The organism is Streptomyces sp. NBC_00250 (assembly GCF_036192275.1).
Lineage (GTDB): Bacteria > Actinomycetota > Actinomycetes > Streptomycetales > Streptomycetaceae > Streptomyces.
This window is the reverse complement of sequence record NZ_CP108088.1, coordinates 219,309-234,391: the sequence shown is the minus strand read 5'-3', so window position 1 is coordinate 234,391 and position 15,083 is coordinate 219,309. Positions and strand designations below refer to the sequence as shown.

Annotated in this window: 14 protein-coding genes and 1 pseudogene; 10 read left to right on the top strand and 5 right to left on the bottom strand. The window is 72.7% G+C overall.

Features of this window, described 5'->3' with window-relative positions; translation table 11 throughout:
• Window positions 1-48: 48 nt before the first annotated feature.
• The 3 genes and pseudogenes from OG259_RS01085 to OG259_RS01075 all read right to left on the bottom strand — a co-directional run.
• Window positions 49-777 (bottom strand): annotated as a pseudogene (locus OG259_RS01085) (ABC transporter ATP-binding protein); the annotation flags it as partial.
• Window positions 774-1,868 (bottom strand): efflux RND transporter periplasmic adaptor subunit, encoded by a 1,095-nt coding sequence (locus OG259_RS01080; protein ID WP_328940427.1) that lies wholly within the window; start codon window positions 1,866-1,868, stop codon window positions 774-776. The pseudogene OG259_RS01085 and the gene OG259_RS01080, both read right to left, overlap by 4 nt.
• Window positions 1,865-2,380: a hypothetical protein gene (locus OG259_RS01075; RefSeq protein ID WP_328940426.1), complete on the bottom strand. Its 516-nt coding sequence runs from the start codon at window positions 2,378-2,380 to the stop codon at window positions 1,865-1,867. Before OG259_RS01075 ends, OG259_RS01080 begins: the two co-directional genes overlap by 4 nt.
• Before the next feature lie 89 nt (window positions 2,381-2,469).
• Between OG259_RS01075 and OG259_RS01070 the strand changes: the two genes are divergently transcribed.
• On the top strand, window positions 2,470-3,129 hold the full coding sequence (locus tag OG259_RS01070) for a response regulator transcription factor (RefSeq protein WP_266900576.1): 660 nt from the start codon (window positions 2,470-2,472) through the stop codon (window positions 3,127-3,129).
• A 92-nt stretch (window positions 3,130-3,221) separates the two neighbouring features.
• Window positions 3,222-4,442, top strand: a complete 1,221-nt coding sequence (locus tag OG259_RS01065; protein ID WP_328946957.1) for an ATP-binding protein — start codon at window positions 3,222-3,224, stop codon at window positions 4,440-4,442.
• A 115-nt stretch (window positions 4,443-4,557) separates the two neighbouring features.
• Here OG259_RS01065 and OG259_RS01060 read toward each other — a convergent pair whose 3' ends face one another.
• Window positions 4,558-4,785, bottom strand: a complete 228-nt coding sequence (locus OG259_RS01060; protein WP_328940425.1) for a VOC family protein — start codon at window positions 4,783-4,785, stop codon at window positions 4,558-4,560.
• Between the two features lie 137 nt (window positions 4,786-4,922).
• Here OG259_RS01060 and OG259_RS01055 point away from each other — a divergent pair, with 137 nt between their 5' ends.
• The gene (locus OG259_RS01055) at window positions 4,923-6,170 is read left to right on the top strand and encodes a glycosyltransferase (RefSeq protein ID WP_328940424.1); all 1,248 of its coding nucleotides are present in this window, start codon (window positions 4,923-4,925) and stop codon (window positions 6,168-6,170) included.
• A 58-nt stretch (window positions 6,171-6,228) separates the two neighbouring features.
• Here OG259_RS01055 and OG259_RS01050 read toward each other — a convergent pair whose 3' ends face one another.
• Complete coding sequence (locus tag OG259_RS01050) at window positions 6,229-7,518, bottom strand: MFS transporter (RefSeq protein WP_328940423.1); 1,290 nt, start codon at window positions 7,516-7,518, stop codon at window positions 6,229-6,231.
• A gap of 154 nt (window positions 7,519-7,672) precedes the next feature.
• Here OG259_RS01050 and OG259_RS01045 point away from each other — a divergent pair, with 154 nt between their 5' ends.
• From OG259_RS01045 to OG259_RS01015, 7 genes are all read left to right on the top strand, one after another.
• Entirely contained in the window at window positions 7,673-8,746 is a 1,074-nt protein-coding gene (locus OG259_RS01045; RefSeq protein WP_328940422.1) for an ABC transporter substrate-binding protein, read from the top strand.
• 172 nt (window positions 8,747-8,918) lie between these two features.
• Window positions 8,919-9,893 (top strand): FecCD family ABC transporter permease, encoded by a 975-nt coding sequence (locus OG259_RS01040; RefSeq protein ID WP_328940421.1) that lies wholly within the window; start codon window positions 8,919-8,921, stop codon window positions 9,891-9,893.
• On the top strand, window positions 9,890-10,687 hold the full coding sequence (locus tag OG259_RS01035; protein WP_328940420.1) for an ABC transporter ATP-binding protein: 798 nt from the start codon (window positions 9,890-9,892) through the stop codon (window positions 10,685-10,687). Before OG259_RS01040 ends, OG259_RS01035 begins: the two co-directional genes overlap by 4 nt.
• Window positions 10,688-10,813: 126 nt before the next feature.
• On the top strand, window positions 10,814-11,617 hold the full coding sequence (locus OG259_RS01030; RefSeq protein ID WP_328946956.1) for a Rossmann-like domain-containing protein: 804 nt from the start codon (window positions 10,814-10,816) through the stop codon (window positions 11,615-11,617).
• A complete protein-coding gene (locus tag OG259_RS01025; protein ID WP_328940419.1) occupies window positions 11,614-12,726 on the top strand; it encodes a GHMP family kinase ATP-binding protein in 1,113 nt (370 codons plus the stop codon). The genes OG259_RS01030 and OG259_RS01025 overlap by 4 nt, the downstream gene beginning before the upstream one ends.
• The gene (locus tag OG259_RS01020; protein WP_328940418.1) at window positions 12,647-13,663 is read left to right on the top strand and encodes a pyridoxal-phosphate dependent enzyme; all 1,017 of its coding nucleotides are present in this window, start codon (window positions 12,647-12,649) and stop codon (window positions 13,661-13,663) included. The genes OG259_RS01025 and OG259_RS01020 overlap by 80 nt, the downstream gene beginning before the upstream one ends.
• Window positions 13,664-13,794: 131 nt before the next feature.
• Window positions 13,795-15,018 carry a sensor histidine kinase gene (locus OG259_RS01015; protein ID WP_328940417.1) on the top strand — a complete coding sequence of 408 codons (1,224 nt, stop codon included), beginning with the start codon at window positions 13,795-13,797 and terminating at the stop codon, window positions 15,016-15,018.
• The last annotated feature ends 65 nt before the right edge of the window (window positions 15,019-15,083 follow it).

Sequence of the window (15,083 nt, the reverse complement as noted above, 5' to 3'; positions counted from 1 at the left end):
GGTCCCGCCGATCTCCTCGTACGCGTCCGGGCCCATCCCTTGGCCCCCGGAGCCGCTCCCCGTGTCCTCCACCACCCGCCCGTCCAGGATCCGCACCTGCCGTGGCAGCCTGCCCGCGATCTCCGTGTCGTGCGTGATGACCGCGATCGTCGCGCCCTCCGCGTTGAGCTCGTGGAGCAGGTTCATGACCGCCTCCCCGGACGCCGAGTCCAGCGCGCCCGTCGGTTCGTCGGCGAGCAGCAGCGCCGGTTCGCCGACCACCGCGCGCGCGATGGCGACGCGCTGCTTCTGGCCGCCCGACAGCTCGTGCGGCCGGTGCTTCATCCGGTCGGCGAGGCCCACCCGGGCCAGCGCCTCGGCGGCCATCTTCCGCCGCCGGGATCGGGGAAGTCCGGAGTACAGCAGGCCCTCGGCCACGTTCTCCAGCGCGCCCACACCCGGTACCAGGTGGAAGGCCTGGAAGACGAAGCCGATGCGCCGGGCGCGCAGCGCGGACAGCCTGCGGTCCGTCAGAGAGGCGATGTCGTGCCCGGCGATCTCGACCGTCCCGGCGCTCGGCCGGTCCAGGGTGCCCACGATGTGCAGCAGGGTCGACTTCCCCGAGCCCGACGGCCCGACGATTCCGAGCAACTCCCCTTCCCCGATGGTGAGATCGACGCCGTCGAGGGCCCTGACGCCGCCCGCGTACTCCTTGGTGACTCCGCGGAGCCGTACGACCGTGGCCCCGGGCGTGGCGGCGGCAGCGGTCGTGGTGGCCGTGGCCGTGGTCGGGGTCATGCGGACGGCACCCCGACCTTCATGCCCTCGCGCAGCCCGTCACCGCTGACCTCGACCCGGCCCTGCCCGAACATGCCGAGCTCGACCTTCACGTCCCGGGCCGCTCCGCTCTCGACGACCTGGACGCCGAAGCCGCCGCCGGGCAGGGCGAGCAGCGCGTTGACGGGTACGGTCAGGACGTCCCGGCGCGTCTCGCCGGTGAGGTCGACGGTGACCGGGGACTGGTCGATGCCTCCGACCTTCTCCGGCTGGTCGAAGGAGACCGTCACGGGGACCTTCGGGGTGCTGTCCTGCGGGTTGTCGCCCGCCGACGCGGTCTTCCCGACGGCCGACACCTTCCCCGGAAGCTCCGTACCGTCCGGCAGTCGGACCTTCACCCGCGTGCCGGTCTTCGCCGACTCGGCCTCCGACACCGGGATCTCGAAGCGTACGACGCGCTCGGAACCGGTCACGGTGAGCACCGGACCACCCGGCCCGATCCGGTCGCCGGGCGCCGCGGTCGCCTCCTTGACCCGTACCGCACTGCCCGCGAACGCGATCCGGTCCGGCCCGAGGGTGCCGGTCTGCTTCAGATCGTGGGACTTCTGCCAGCGCTTCACGGCGGCGGCCGTCTTGGCCGTGTACTCCTCGTCGACGTCGAAGCCGACGTAACCGAGGGCCGCGAGGTTCTCCTCCAGCTGGCGGACGTCCTTGCCCTTGTCGCCCGTCTTCAGCGTCCGGTACATGGGCTCGGCGCCGTACATCAGCCGTACCGGACCGCCCTCGACCTCGTACAGCCGCTCGTCCCGCTCGACGACCGAGCCGGTGGCCGCGATCCAGGTCAGGACCCCGGCCGGACCCGCGTTGATCTTCCGTTCGCCGAGGTGGCCGAGCGTGCCGTCCTGCTGGGAACTGCTGCTGAGATCGCCCCGGGTGACGGGGGCGGTCTCCGCCGGCAGCCCCTTGGTTCCGGTGGAGCTCCCGGACCCGTCCTGCGCCTTGTCGGGCGCGGACACGGCGGTGACGGCCGCGCCACCGCCCGCGACGGCGACGATCGCCGCGAGGGCGAGCACCAGCCGACGGCGGGCCATCGGGCGCTCGCGGCCGCTCATCGGGCCACGCTCTCGCACGCCTTGGCGGCCTTGTCGAACTTCTGCTTCTCCGCGCCCTGCGGTATCGGCATGGCGGCCTGCGCGCCGCCGTCGAACTTCGGGTCGGGCATGTTGAAGCCGTTCTCGCGCATGCACTTCGCATACGCGAGCGCCTTGTCCTTGTCGGCCTGCGTCGGCTCCTTGCCGAAGCCTGCGCCTCCGGCCTTGCCCTGACAGGCCTTGAACGCCTTCTCCATCTTCTCCTTCGACATGCCGTCACCGCCGATGGTGAGCCCGACGCCCTGCTCGCCCGGCTTCGGCTCGGGGACGTCGAGACCCTGCTCGCGCAGGCACTTGCGGTGCTCGAAGGCCTGGTCGGCCTTCTTGCCCTCGTCGCTCACGCTCCCGTCCTTCTTCCCGCTCCCGGAGGAGGCGGAGTCGGAGCCCGATCCCGAGCAGGCGGTGGCGAGGAGGGCGAGGGCGGCGGCCAGTGAAGTGGTGGCGGCGGCCCGGGTGATCCGTCGAATCATCATGGCGTGGAGCGTGCCGCGAAGGGGTGTTTCGTTTCTCTCAGCGGTTTCGTTTACATCGGCGAAAGGTCCCTTTCGGATACACAGGGGTCATGCGCGTACTGGTGGTGGAGGACGAGGCGTTTCTCGCCGAGATGATCGCCGAGGGGCTGCGCCGCGACGCGCTCGCCGTGGACATCGCGGCCGACGGCCTCGAAGCCCTGCGGAAACTGCAACTGGGGGAGTACGACGTGCTCGTCCTGGACCGAGACCTGCCCGGGATACACGGGGACGACGTCTGCCGCCGTGTGGTCGAGCAGCGGCTGATGACCCGGGTGCTGATGCTGACGGCGGCGGGTACGGTACGGGACCGCGTCGAGGGCCTCGGCCTCGGCGCCGACGACTACCTGGCCAAGCCCTTCGCGTACGACGAGCTGCTCGCCCGGGTCCTGGCCCTGGGCCGGCGTGCCAGGCCCGCGCTGCCTCCGGTACTGGAGCGGTCGGGCATCGTCCTGGACACCGCCCGCCGTCAGGCCAGCCGGGACGGGCGTCATCTGCAGCTGTCGCGGAAGGAGTTCGCCGTCCTGGAGGCCCTCCTGCGGGCCGAGGGCGCGGTGGTCAGCGGCGAGGACCTGATCGAACAGGTCTGGGAGGAGCACACCAGCTACCGCACGAACGCGGTCCGGGTCACGCTGAGCAAGCTGCGCGCGAAGCTGGGCGAGCCGCCGGTGGTGGAGACGGTTCCGGGCTCGGGCTACCGGATCGGGTCGTGAAGCCGGTGACGAGGGCGGCCACGAAGCGGGTCACCGGGCCGGTCATGAGGTGGGTCTCCGAGTCGCTCGTGAAGCGGGTGACGACGCCGGTCATGAAGCGGGTGACGACGGGGGAGCGGGCCCGGCTGACGGCCCTGTACGGCGGGCTCCTGCTGTTCGCGGGCGCCCTGCTGACGGGCGTCGTCTACTTCCTGGTCAAGGAGGGCCTGTACTCGTCCATCAGCCTGGCCGTCACCGGGACCGTACCGGCGCGGCGGCTGGAGGAGCTGCCGACCGCGTATCCGACGGCCTTCGCCAGCGCCGTTCCGGCCAGTCCGGTACCCGCGAGCCAGGCCCCGAGCGGCGCGGCCCGGATCCCCAGCGAGGTGCTGGCCATCACGCGGTCGGTGAGCGGCGCGGCCGAGTCGGCGGCCCTGGAGCGTCTTCTGACGGTCTCGTTGATCGTCCTGCTGGTGTACGCGCTGCTCTCCGTCGTCCTCGCGTGGTGGATGGCGGGCCGGGTCCTTCGGCCGGTGGCCGTGATCACGGAGACGGCCCGCCGGCTGTCGGGCGAGAACCTGCACGAACGGATCGCGCTCGAAGGACCGCCGGGCGAGCTGAAAAGGCTCGCGGACACGTTCGACGGGATGCTCGGCCGGATGGAGGGACTGGTCTCCGCCCAGCAGCGGTTCGCGGCCAACGCGGCACACGAGCTGCGAACGCCTGTGGCCGTCCAGCGCGCGGCGGCCGAGATCGGGCTCGCGGGGGAACCGTCGCCGGAGCGGGTCGCCCGCATCCGGGCGAAGCTGATCGAGGTCGCGGACGACAGCGAACGGATCATCGAAGGCCTGCTGCTGCTCGCCGCCTCCGACCAGGGCCTCCGGGAGCGACGTCCGGTGGCCGTCCACGAGGTGGCCCGCCAGGCCGTGGACGCGTTGGCGGCCGAGGCCGCGGAGCACGAGGTGACGGTCTCGGCGCGGACCGGGCCGCTGACGGTCGACGGCGACGCGGTACTCCTCGACCGGCTGGTCCACAACCTGGTCGTGAACGCCGTACGCCACAACCTCCCCGGCGGCCGAGTCGAGGTCCGTACGGGCCGAGGAGTCATCGAGGTGTCGAACACCGGCCCCGATGTCCCGCCCGCCACGGTCCCGCTGCTCTTCGAGCCCTTCCGCCGCCTGACGGAGCGTACCCACGCCCCCGGCGAGGGTGCGGGCCTCGGCCTCTCGATCGTCGAGTCGATCGCCCGCGCCCACGACGCCACGACGGAGGCGTTCCCGAACGCGGAGGGCGGCGGGCTGACCGTGCGGGTGCGGTTCGGTACGAAGGGCTGACGCCCGGCGCCCGAGGCCGACGGTCGAGGCCTGACGCCCGGAACTTGACGGTCGAGGCCTGACGCCCGGCGCTTGACGTCCGGCGCCGGTCCGTTCCGGAAGAGAGGAACCGACGTCAGCCGACGGTGGCGGGCCTGCCCTGTTCCCCCAGCACCTCCAGGTAGTGCGGGTTGTGCATGATGCCGAGGACGACGCCGAACGGGTCGAGTACGGCTCCGGCGCGGAAGTCGGCGTAGTCGCGCAGCGGTTCGTGCTCCTTCGCGCCGAGGCGCAGCAGCCGTGCCAGTTCGGCGTCGACGTCGTCGACGGCCAGGTTCCGTCCTCGATCACATGCGAGTCGCACGCGTCGCATCTCGCCGGCCGCGCGGCAGTTTCATGATCAACATATAGGGCGTCGGGGGGCTTGTGGCAAGGCCGGGAGCGTGCCGCAGAATCACCGACCGAGACCCAGGACGTGCTGAGGAAATGGGGAGCCGCGAGATGCGTGTGTTGCTGTCGACGTACGGAGGGCGCGGGAGCGTCGAACCGATGGTGGGACTCTCCGTCCGGCTGCGGGAACTCGGTGCGGAGGTCCGGGTGTGCGCGCCGCCGGACGACGAGTTCGTGGATCTCTTCGCCGGGGTCGGTGTGTCCCTGGTGCCGGTCGGCCGCCCCGTGCGTCCCATGGTGGCCTCCGTGGAACCGGGCTCGGCGGTGGGCCTGGCCCAGCGGGCGGCGGAGCTGATCGCCGCGCAGTTCGGCACGGTCGCCGCGGCGGCCGAGGGATGCGACGCGCTGGTGGCGACCGGTCCGTTGCCGGTGACGGCCGGCGCGCGATCGGTGGCCGAGAAGCTGGGCATCCGTTATGTCCACGCGAGTCACCAGCCGATCATCCTGCCCTCGCCGCACCAGCCGCCGCCCGCGCGGCGGGGCCGGCCGCTGCCGCCGGGGGTGACCGACAATCGCGAGCTGTGGGACGTGGACGCCCGGAACGCGAACGACATGTTCGGTGCGGCGATCAACACCCACCGCGCCGCGATCGGCCTGCCGCCGGTCGACAACGTCCGCGACTACGCCTTCGGCGACCAGCCGTGGCTGGCGACGGACCCGATCCTCAGCCCGTGGCCGAGGCTGACGGAGCTCGACGTCGTGCAGACCGGTGCGTGGACGAGGCCGGACGACCGCCCGCTGCCGCCCGGCCTCGTGGAGTTCCTGGACGCCGGCGCCCCGCCGGTGTACGTGGGCTTCGGCAGTACGCCCCTGGGCGCCGACGCCGCGAGGAACATCGCCCGGGTGGCCGTCGAGGCGATCCGCGCGCAGGGTCGCCGTGCGGTCGTCGCCCATGGCTGGGCCGGTCTTGATCTGATCGACGACCGGGACGACTGCTTCGCCGTGGGTGAGGTCAACCAACAGGCCCTGTTCGCCAGGATGGCCGCGGTCGTGCACCACGGCAGCGCGGGCACCACGACGACGGCCACCCGGAGCGGCGTGCCTCAGGTGGTCGTCCCGCAGGGTGCGGACCAGCCGTACTGGGCGGGTCGGGTGGTCGACCTCGGCATCGGAGTGGCACACGACGGCCCGACCCCGACCCTCGCATCCCTGTCGGCGGGCCTGGAGACGGTCCTGGCGACCGCGACCCGTGCCCGTGCACGGGTCGTCGCGGCCACGATGGGGACCGACGGCGCGATGGTGGCCGCGAGGCGTCTGCTCGGCGAGACCGGCGGCGAGGGCCTGCGGCTCCTGTCGTGAACCACGGCCGGCCTGCCCGGGCAGCTCGGGCACCGCGGCGGCTCCGGCACCCGGGCGGTCAGTCCGCCCGGACCGGGGCCGTACGTGCGAAGTGGCGGACGGTGGGTACGAGGGCCGCCGCGGCCGGTACGAGGAAGCAGGCCCCGGCACACGCGGCGAGGACGGCTGTCACGCCGAAGTGCTCGATGGCGGGGGCGATCAGGGCGAGGCCGACGGGTGCGAGGCCGTAGGACACCAGGAAGTCCAGCGACGAGACACGGGCCAACTTGTCCGGGGCCACCTCGCGCTGCGTGGCGGTGAACCACGGCACGTTGAAGAGCTCGATGCCGATCCCGGCCACGGCGTACGCGGCCACGACCACGGCCGGGTGCACCGGCAGCATCAGGCTGAGCGGCGCGACGGCGTACGTGCCGAGCCCGGCGAGGGCGGCCCAGCCCTGGGAGCGCGGCCGCCACCGGGCGATGACGAGGGCCCCGCCGAGGGCACCCACGGTGTACGCGGTCATGGCCGCGGCCAGGACCCACTCGGTGCCGTAGCGGTCACGGCTGATCAGGGGCAGCGCGACGCTGGTGGCGGAGTAGCCGAGCGCGATGACGGCGACGAGTGCGCCGAGTCCGGCGAGGAACCAGGGATGCCGGCGGGCCTCCCGTATGCCCTCAAGGAATTCGGCGCGGAACCCGGGACGGGTCCCGGCGTGCGGGGCGGGTTCTCCGGCGGACTCCGCGTCCCCCTCCGCGGCGACGGCCGTGCCGTTGCCCGGGGCGAGTGCCGCGACCAGCCAGAGCAGGCCGATGCCGAGCAGCAGTGTTCGGACGTCGAGGAAGGCCGCGAGGAGCGCGGTCAGGGCGGGTCCGGCGAGTGTGGAGCCGCGTACCGCCATGGTCATGGCGGCGTTGGCCTGCTGGCGCCGCCCTGGTTCGACGGTCTCGGCGGTGAGTGCCTGGAATGCCGGACGGCAGGCGCCCTGCCCGGCCCCGGCCAGGGCCGCGGCGAACGTCATCAGCGCCAGCGAGCGGCCGAGTCCGGCGGCGAGCAGGGGCGCGGCGGCCCCGGCCGCGAGGGCGGACCAGAGGACGACCGCCCGACGGGAGTGCCGGTCGGCCAGCACGCCGCCGACGGCGACGGCGGCGAGGAAGCCGACCGTGCGGGCGGCGAGCACGAGGCCGAGTCCGGCGGCGCCGAGGTCGCGGTGCAGTACGGCGAGCCCGAGGACGAAGGGGAGGGCCCAGGTCGCGAGGCCGGAGGCGGTGGTGCCCGCCCACAGGCGCAGGAAGGCGGGGTCCCGGAGGACCGAACGCGGGGGCGGGGCAGGGGTCTTGGCGGCTGTCGGTATGGGTGTGTCGGCCACGGTGCGCGTGCTCCTCGGTGGTGGGGGAGCGGTTCGGTGAACCGACCCCGAGGTCGTTAATGAAAATGATTGCCATTACAGTACCCTTCGAACGCGGCACTCCTGCCCGGTGCACGACCACACCCATGCCCGCCCTTCCCAGACCGGAGAACCCATGCGCCACCCCGCCCGCCTCGGCATCGCCCTGACCCTCGCCCTCGCCACCGCGGGCTGCTCCACCGCAGCCGGTGGCGGACCCGAAGCGGACACCAAGCCCGCGACAAGCTCCGCCTCCAAGCCCGCCGCCGGTGCCGCGGGCGTGCCCGGCGCCGCGAAGCCGGCCTCCGTCACCAGCTGCGGCCGCCAGGTGTCACTCGCCGGGCCGCCGCGGCGGGCCGTCGCCCTGGACCAGAGCTCGACCGAGACCCTTCTCGAACTCGGCCTCCAGGACCGGATGGCGGGCACGGCCAACCTCAAGACGAAGATCCCCGCTCCGTACGAGGCCGCGTACGCGAAGATCCCGGTCATCGCCCCGAAGATCGCCACCGGCGAGCAACTGCGCGCCGCGACGCCCGACTTCGTCGTCGCCGGCTCCACGGACCTCTACACCGAGGACCGTGCCGGCACCCGCGAGGAGCTGGACGCCGTCAAGGTCCCCACCTTCGTCAGCGCCGTGGACTGCCCCGAACACAACCCGCCCGGCACGACCCCGTTCGAGCTGCTCTTCTCCGACTACGAGAACCTGGGCAAGCTCTTCGGCGCCGAGGAACGAGCCGGAAGACTCACGGCGAACCAGCGAGCCGCAGTCGCCCGGGCGGGGGAGAGCGCCTCCAAGGCGCCCCAGGGGGCGGACCGGCCCACCGTCGTCTACCTCTACTCCGTCTTCAACGGCATGCCGTACGTGGCGGGGAAGACCGGCCTGCCCAGCGAGATGAGCCGGATCGTGGGCGCGAAGAACGCCTTCGACGACGTCGACGAGGACTGGCCGGAGGTCTCCTGGGAGGAAGTCGCCCGCCGTGACCCGGACTTCATCGTGATCGGCGACCTGTCCGAGCGCGGCCGCCCCGGCGACAGCGCCGAAGAGAAGCGGGCCACGATGACCGAACACCCGGTGATCTCCCGGCTGGCCGCGGTCCGCGACAACAAGATCCTCGAAGTGCCGGGCATCGAACTCGACCCCTCGGTGCGCTCCGTACACGCCCTCGGACTGCTCGCCCAGGGCATGAAGGACCTCGGCCATGTCCGCTGACCCGTCCGTCCCGACAGGCTCGGCAGATCTCCTGCTTCCCGCGGCTCGCGCAGACGGACCGAAGGCGTCCCCCGCCATCCCCCAGCACCGGCAGCCCGGCACGCCGAGCCGTTCCCATCAGCACCCTCACTCCCACAAGCACCAGCGCCCCCTCCTCCTCCTGCTCCTCTCCATGGCAGCCCTCACGGTCTCGATCGCGGCAGCCGTCCGCACCGGCACCGCCGACATCGGCTGGACCGACCTCGTCCGCGCCTTCGGCAGCCACCTCGGCCTGGCCGTCGAGCCGCTGCCCCCACTGGTGGACTCGCTCATCTGGGACCTGCGGTTGCCGCGCGTGCTGATGGCCGCACTCGTCGGCGCCTCGCTCGCCGTGTGCGGCACGGTGCTCCAGGCCGTCACCCGCAACGCGCTCGCCGACCCCTACCTGCTCGGCGTCTCCTCGGGGGCGTCGACCGGAGCCGTCACCGTCGTCGTCCTCGGGATCGGCGCGAGCACACTCGGCGTCACCGGCGGCGCGCTCGCCGGTGCGCTGCTCGCCTTCGGCCTGCTCGTCGTCCTGTTGCGGCGCACGGGCCTCGACTCCGTCCGTATCGTGCTCACCGGAGTCGTCGTCGGTCAGCTCCTCACCGCGCTGACCTCATTGATCCTGATGGCCTCGGCGGACGCGGACACCACACGGGCCGTCACCCACTGGCTGCTGGGTTCGATGGCACCGGCCCGCTGGAGCACCGTCGTGGTCTGCGCGATCGTCACGCCGCTGGGCCTGGCCGCCGCGTGGCTGTGCTCGAACGCCCTCGACGGTCTCGCCTTCGGCGCCGACACCGCAGCCTCCCTCGGCATCGGCGTACGACACACGAGGATGCTCCTGCTGGTGGTGACGGCCGCACTCACCGCGGTCGCGGTCGCCACCGTCGGCGCCATCGGCTTCGTCGGACTGATCGTCCCCCACGGGGTGCGGTTCCTCGTCGGACCGCTGCACCGGGTGCTGTTGCCGTACGCGGCGCTCGCGGGCGCGGTGTTCCTCGTGTGGACGGATGCCCTCGCCCGGGTCGCGTTCGCACCCCGCGAGGTTCCCGTCGGCGTGATCACCGCCCTGCTCGGCGTACCGCTCTTCCTCCTCGTCCTGCGCAGGAGGGGTGAACTGTGAGGATCACCGCCGAGAACCTGAGCTGGTCGGTGGCGGGCACCCCGGTCGTACGAGGGGTCAGCGCCACCATCGCCCCCGGCGAGACGGTCGGCCTGCTCGGCCCCAACGGCTCGGGCAAGTCCTCCCTGCTGCGCTGCCTCGCCGGCCTCCGAGCCCCCGACACGGGCGCGGTCCGTTACGACGGCGCGTCCGTACGGGACTGGAGCGCCCGCCGCCTCGCCCGCCACGTCGCCTTCGTCGCCCAGGACTCGGGCGCCGACAGCGACCTCCGGGTCGCCGACGTCGTAGGCCTGGGGCGCACCCCGTTCCGGGACCGCTGGCGCGGATCCGGCGCCACCGACCGCGCGGTGATCGCCGCCGCCCTGGAGGTCGTCGGCCTCACCGCACTCGCCGACCGCCCCTGGAAGGCGCTGTCGGGCGGCGAACGGCAGCGCGCGCACATCGCCCGCGCGCTCGCCCAGCAGCCGTACGCCCTGCTGCTCGACGAACCGACCAACCACCTCGACGTCAAACACCAGCTGGAACTGATGGAGCTGCTCACCGGCACCGACCGGACCGTCCTGGTCGCCCTGCACGACCTGTCGCTCGCGGCCCGGTACTGCGACCGGCTGCTGCTCCTGCATCACGGCCGCCTGATCGCCTCCGGCACCCCGGGGGCCGTCCTGACGGCCGACCGGCTCGCAGAGGTCTTCGAGGTCGACGCCGAACTGACCACCGACGCCCTTGGACACCCGACCGTCGCCTGTCGCCGCCCTCTCGGCACGCCACTCCCGGCGCCCGAACCCACCCACTGAAAGGACACGACCTTGATCACGCCTGCGATCACCCCCTCCGGCGCCACACCCCTCCCCACAGGCCCCGTTGCCCCCACCGCTGCCCCCACCGTCTCGCTCTCCCTCTCCCTCTCCGTCGACAAGCTCATGGCGGCGGCCCTGGCCGGCGAACACGGCCCGCTCCCCTCCGACCTCATCGCGACGAGCGTGTTCTGGATCCACCACGGAACCCGCCTGGCCGGCGGCGACACCACCTACCTCAACCAGTACGTCCTGGTCCGCCTCGGCGGCTCCTTCGGCGGCTGCGCGTTCGAGGCCGGCGAGCTGGCCCCGGAGGTCTGCCGCGACTACTCCGGGCAGCCGCTCGACGTCCTGCTGCGCGAGGCGCCGCGCCCCCTGCGGATCGCCGCCCTGGACGCGTACCTCGCCCACGCCCGCCCCCACCGGGTGGCCGCCGAGGAGGGCGACGCCGAGCCCGCCACCCTCCCGAGCGGGACGCCGGAGACCCGCGCGAGGGCCCGCGACGCGGCCATCGCCGGGCTGCTCGACGTCGAAGACGGCGCGACCGTGGGACTCATCGGCGTGGTCAACCCGCTGGTCGCGGCGATCCGCGAGCGCGGCGGCGAACCCCTGCCCTGCGACTTCAACCTCAGGCAGACCCAGTGGGGCGATCCCGTCACCGACGACATGCACGACGTCCTCGACCGCGCCGACGCCGTCGTCGCCACGGGAATGACCCTGAGCAACGGCTCGTTCGACACGATCCTGGAGCGCTGCCGCCACCGTGGCATCCCGCTGATCGTGTACGCGCAGAGCGGCAGCGCCGTCGCCCGTGCCTTCCTCGGCTCGGGTGTGACCGCCCTGTCGGCGGAGCCGTTCCCCTTCTCCCAGTTCAGCGCCGAGGAGACGGTCCTGTACCGCTACCGCACGGCGGCCGGCGCCGCCGCATGACCCGCGACACCCACCCGACCCCACCCGCGGCCGAGGCCGACGCCGACGCCGCACGTACCGGCGCACGCGCACGCTTCGGCACGGACGCAGGAGCCGACGTCCTCCCCACCGGCACCGGACACGCCGCCTGCCACCACGGCGAACTCCTCCAGGGCGTCTTCCTGGACGCCGACGGACGCCGGTGCGCAGGCCTGGTCACCCTCCCCATGGCCGGCCCCGGCAGCCGGGCCGAGTTCGTCCGCCGCCCCGGCACACCGCCGGAGACGCTCACCGTCGTCCCCGCCGACCGCGGGAAAGCCGCTCGGGCCGCCGCCTTCGCGGTGGCGGAGTGCGCACGACGGGCCGGACTGCCGCCCAGCGGCGGTCAGTTGAGGCTCACCGCCGACGTGCCGGTGGGTCTGGGCATGGGCAGCTCCACGAGTGACGTGATCGCGACCGTCCGGGCGGTCGCCGACTCGTACGGACTCCGCCTCGCCCCCGACACCGTCGCCCGGCTCGCCGTCCGGGCGGAACGGGCCAGCGATCCGCTGATGCTCGACGCCCGCCCGGTCCTCTTCGCCCAGCGGGAGGGCAGGATCCTGGAGGTCCTGGGGCAGGTCCTCCCGCCCCTGGTCGTCGTGGGCTGCGTACTCGGCGGGGGAGCGCCCGTCGACACCCTGGCCCTGCCCGTACGGGAGGCCACGGACGCCGACATCCAGGAGTACGAACGACTGCGCACCCTGCTGCGCCGTGCGATGGCCACCGGCGACGCACGGCTGGTGGGCCACGTGGCCACGGCGAGTGCGCGACGCGGCCAAGAAGTCCTGAAACACCCGGAGTTCCAGGCGCTGATCGCGATCGCCCGCCGCTCCGGAGCGGCGGGCGTGCAGATCGCGCACAGCGGCGCCGTGGCAGGCGTCCTCTTCGACCCGGCCGCACCGGGGCACCTGCCGTCTCGCGTACGCGGCTGCCGGCACGCCCTGAACACCCACGGCATCCCCACCACTCGCACGTTCACGACCTTCGCCCACGCCTCCAAGGAGTTCCCCGATGGACGAGCACATCGCCGACGCGATCGGCCGGCCCGACCTGATACGCCTCGACGACCGGCTCGTCTGCCTGCGCTTTGAGACGATGAAGGTGGTCTCCGCGCTGGCCGCGGTACGCCACCTCCTCGACACCGGAGCCGTACGGCGCGGGGACACCCTCCTCGACAGCTCCAGCGGCATCTACGCGTACGCCCTGGCCCTGGCCTGCCACCGGCACGGCATGCACTGCCACGTCGTCGGCTCGACGACCGTCGACAAGACCCTGCGCACCCAGCTCTCCGTGCTGGGGGCCACGCTCGAACAGATGGAACCCTGCGACGACCTCAAACTCGACCAGAAGCGACGCGTGGAGCGGATCCACGAGATCCTCACCGCGCACCCCGAGTACCACTGGATGCGGCAGTACCACGACGACATCCACTACCTCGGCTACCGCGCGATCGCCGACCGCATCGGGGAGGAGACCGGCACGGACCGGCTCACCCTCGTCGGCGGAGTCGGCTCGGGGGCCTCCACCGGCGCGCTCACCCGCTACCTGCGCGCGGCGGGCGACGGACCGGCCGACGTCGAACTCGTCGGCGTCCAGCCCTACGGAAGCCTCACGTTCGGAGCCGAGCACACCTCGGACCCCGAGATCATCATCGCCGGGATCGGGAGCTCCATCCCCTTCGGTAACGTCAGCCACGAGCTGTACGACACCCTGCACTGGATCTCCTTCGACGCCGCCCTGTCCGGCGCCGTCGACCTCCTCCGCCGCCACGCGGTCTTCGCGGGTCTGTCCACCGGCGCGGCCTACCTCGCCGCCCGCCACGAACACGACCGCGCTCCCGAACGGACCGTCCTCTTCATCGCCCCCGACACCGGCCACCGCTACGTCGACACCGTCTACAGCCGCCACCGCGAAGCCACGCCCGTCACCCACCTCACCCCCCGGGACATCGTCGACCGGACCGATCTGGCCCTTCCCTGGTCCCGGATGCCCTGGAACCGAACCACGGCCCCGTCACTCGCCTCGTAACACCCCCACACCCCCAACGCCCCAACGCGCTGACACCCCCAAACCCCGGGCCCAGGAGCCGGCTCCGTACGCCACTATGGGATGTTTGCTGTGTTCACCCCCATAGATGCGGAAAATACGGAAAGCAGGGAATGGTGCGGAACGGTGGCAGCTACGGCGAAGACACCACGGAACAGGGCGACGGCTGGCTCCGGATCCTGCTGTACGTGGCGTTTCTCCTGCTTCTGGGCTCCGCCCTCACCCGCTTCCTGATCCGGCACACGGGCGAGAACCTCGCACCCTGGGTCATCTCCCTCTCGGCCGCCCTGGCGGTCCTCTACGTCGTCGAACCGTTCCTGGGCCCTCGCCCGTCGAGGCGCAGATACGTGTGGCTCGGGGCGGTCGTCGCCGTCTGGTTCGCCTTGGTCTGGCTGGCGCCGAGCTTCGGCTGGTGTGCGGTCCCGCTCTTCTTCATCGGCCTGCGCACCCTGCGCCCACCGGCCGCGATCGTGCTCATCGCGCTGGTGACCGCGGCCTCGGTGACCGCACACCTGCGGCTGGCCGGACGCCTGGACGTGGACGTGTTCCTCGCACCGCCGGCGATCGCCGCGATCGCCGTCGCGGTCTTCGTCCAGATGGATCGCCAGGCGCGGCGCCAGCGCGAGCTGATCGACGACCTGATCCGTACCCGCCGCGAACTCGCCGCGACCGAGCGCCGCGAGGGCACTCTCGCCGAGCGTCAGCGCCTGTCCATGGAGATCCACGACAGCCTGGCCCAGGGGCTGTCGAGCCAGCAGATGCTGCTCCAGGCCGCAGACCGGGTCTGGGGCACCGACCCTGCCACCGCCCGCACCCACGTACACACCGCCACCGCGATCGCCGAGCACAACCTCGCCGAGGCCCGCCGCTTCGTCCACGACCTGGCCCCGGCCGACCTCGCCGACGGCAACGGCCTCGACCAGGCCCTGCAGAAACTCGCGGAGCGCGAGACCTCCCACCGCCTCACCGTCCGCTGCCACATCGACGGCACCCCCGCCGAGCCCCTGCCCGAACGAGTCCAGTCCGCGCTGCTCCGCATCGCCCAGGGCGCCCTCGCGAACGTCCGCGAACACTCCGGGGCGACCACCGCGGCGCTCACCCTGACATACCTCGACGACCAGATCGTCCTGGACGTCGCCGACGACGGACACGGCTTCGACCCCGCCCTCGACCCAGCCGACGCGCGGCACGGCGAAGAGGCGGGCACACGCGGCCACGGCCTCCCCGCCATCCTGACCCGCACCCGCCAACTCGGCGGCACCCTCACCATCGAATCCCTCCCGGGCGAGGGCACGGTCCTCTCCGCCGCGGTCCCCGTCCACCCCGCGACAACCTGACCCGGAACGCCCCGCCCCGCACCTGCTTCACGCGAAACGCGGATGCCGGCCCGGGCCGCCCGACG

Excerpts from the sequence above, each read along its gene's own strand:
- OG259_RS01055 (WP_328940424.1), top strand. The coding sequence starts at position 4,923 with ATGCGTGTGTTGCTGTCGACGTACGGAGGGCGCGGGAGCGTCGAACCG.
- OG259_RS01040 (WP_328940421.1), top strand. The coding sequence starts at position 8,919 with ATGGCAGCCCTCACGGTCTCGATCGCGGCAGCCGTCCGCACCGGCACC.
- OG259_RS01015 (WP_328940417.1), top strand. The coding sequence starts at position 13,795 with ATGGTGCGGAACGGTGGCAGCTACGGCGAAGACACCACGGAACAGGGC.
- OG259_RS01065 (WP_328946957.1), top strand. The coding sequence starts at position 3,222 with ATGAAGCGGGTGACGACGGGGGAGCGGGCCCGGCTGACGGCCCTGTAC.
- OG259_RS01080 (WP_328940427.1), bottom strand. The coding sequence starts at position 1,868 with ATGAGCGGCCGCGAGCGCCCGATGGCCCGCCGTCGGCTGGTGCTCGCC.
- OG259_RS01030 (WP_328946956.1), top strand. The coding sequence starts at position 10,814 with ATGGCGGCGGCCCTGGCCGGCGAACACGGCCCGCTCCCCTCCGACCTC.
- OG259_RS01025 (WP_328940419.1), top strand. The coding sequence starts at position 11,614 with ATGACCCGCGACACCCACCCGACCCCACCCGCGGCCGAGGCCGACGCC.
- OG259_RS01045 (WP_328940422.1), top strand. The coding sequence starts at position 7,673 with ATGCGCCACCCCGCCCGCCTCGGCATCGCCCTGACCCTCGCCCTCGCC.
- OG259_RS01070 (WP_266900576.1), top strand. The coding sequence starts at position 2,470 with ATGCGCGTACTGGTGGTGGAGGACGAGGCGTTTCTCGCCGAGATGATC.
- OG259_RS01075 (WP_328940426.1), bottom strand. The coding sequence starts at position 2,380 with ATGATGATTCGACGGATCACCCGGGCCGCCGCCACCACTTCACTGGCC.
- OG259_RS01020 (WP_328940418.1), top strand. The coding sequence starts at position 12,647 with ATGGACGAGCACATCGCCGACGCGATCGGCCGGCCCGACCTGATACGC.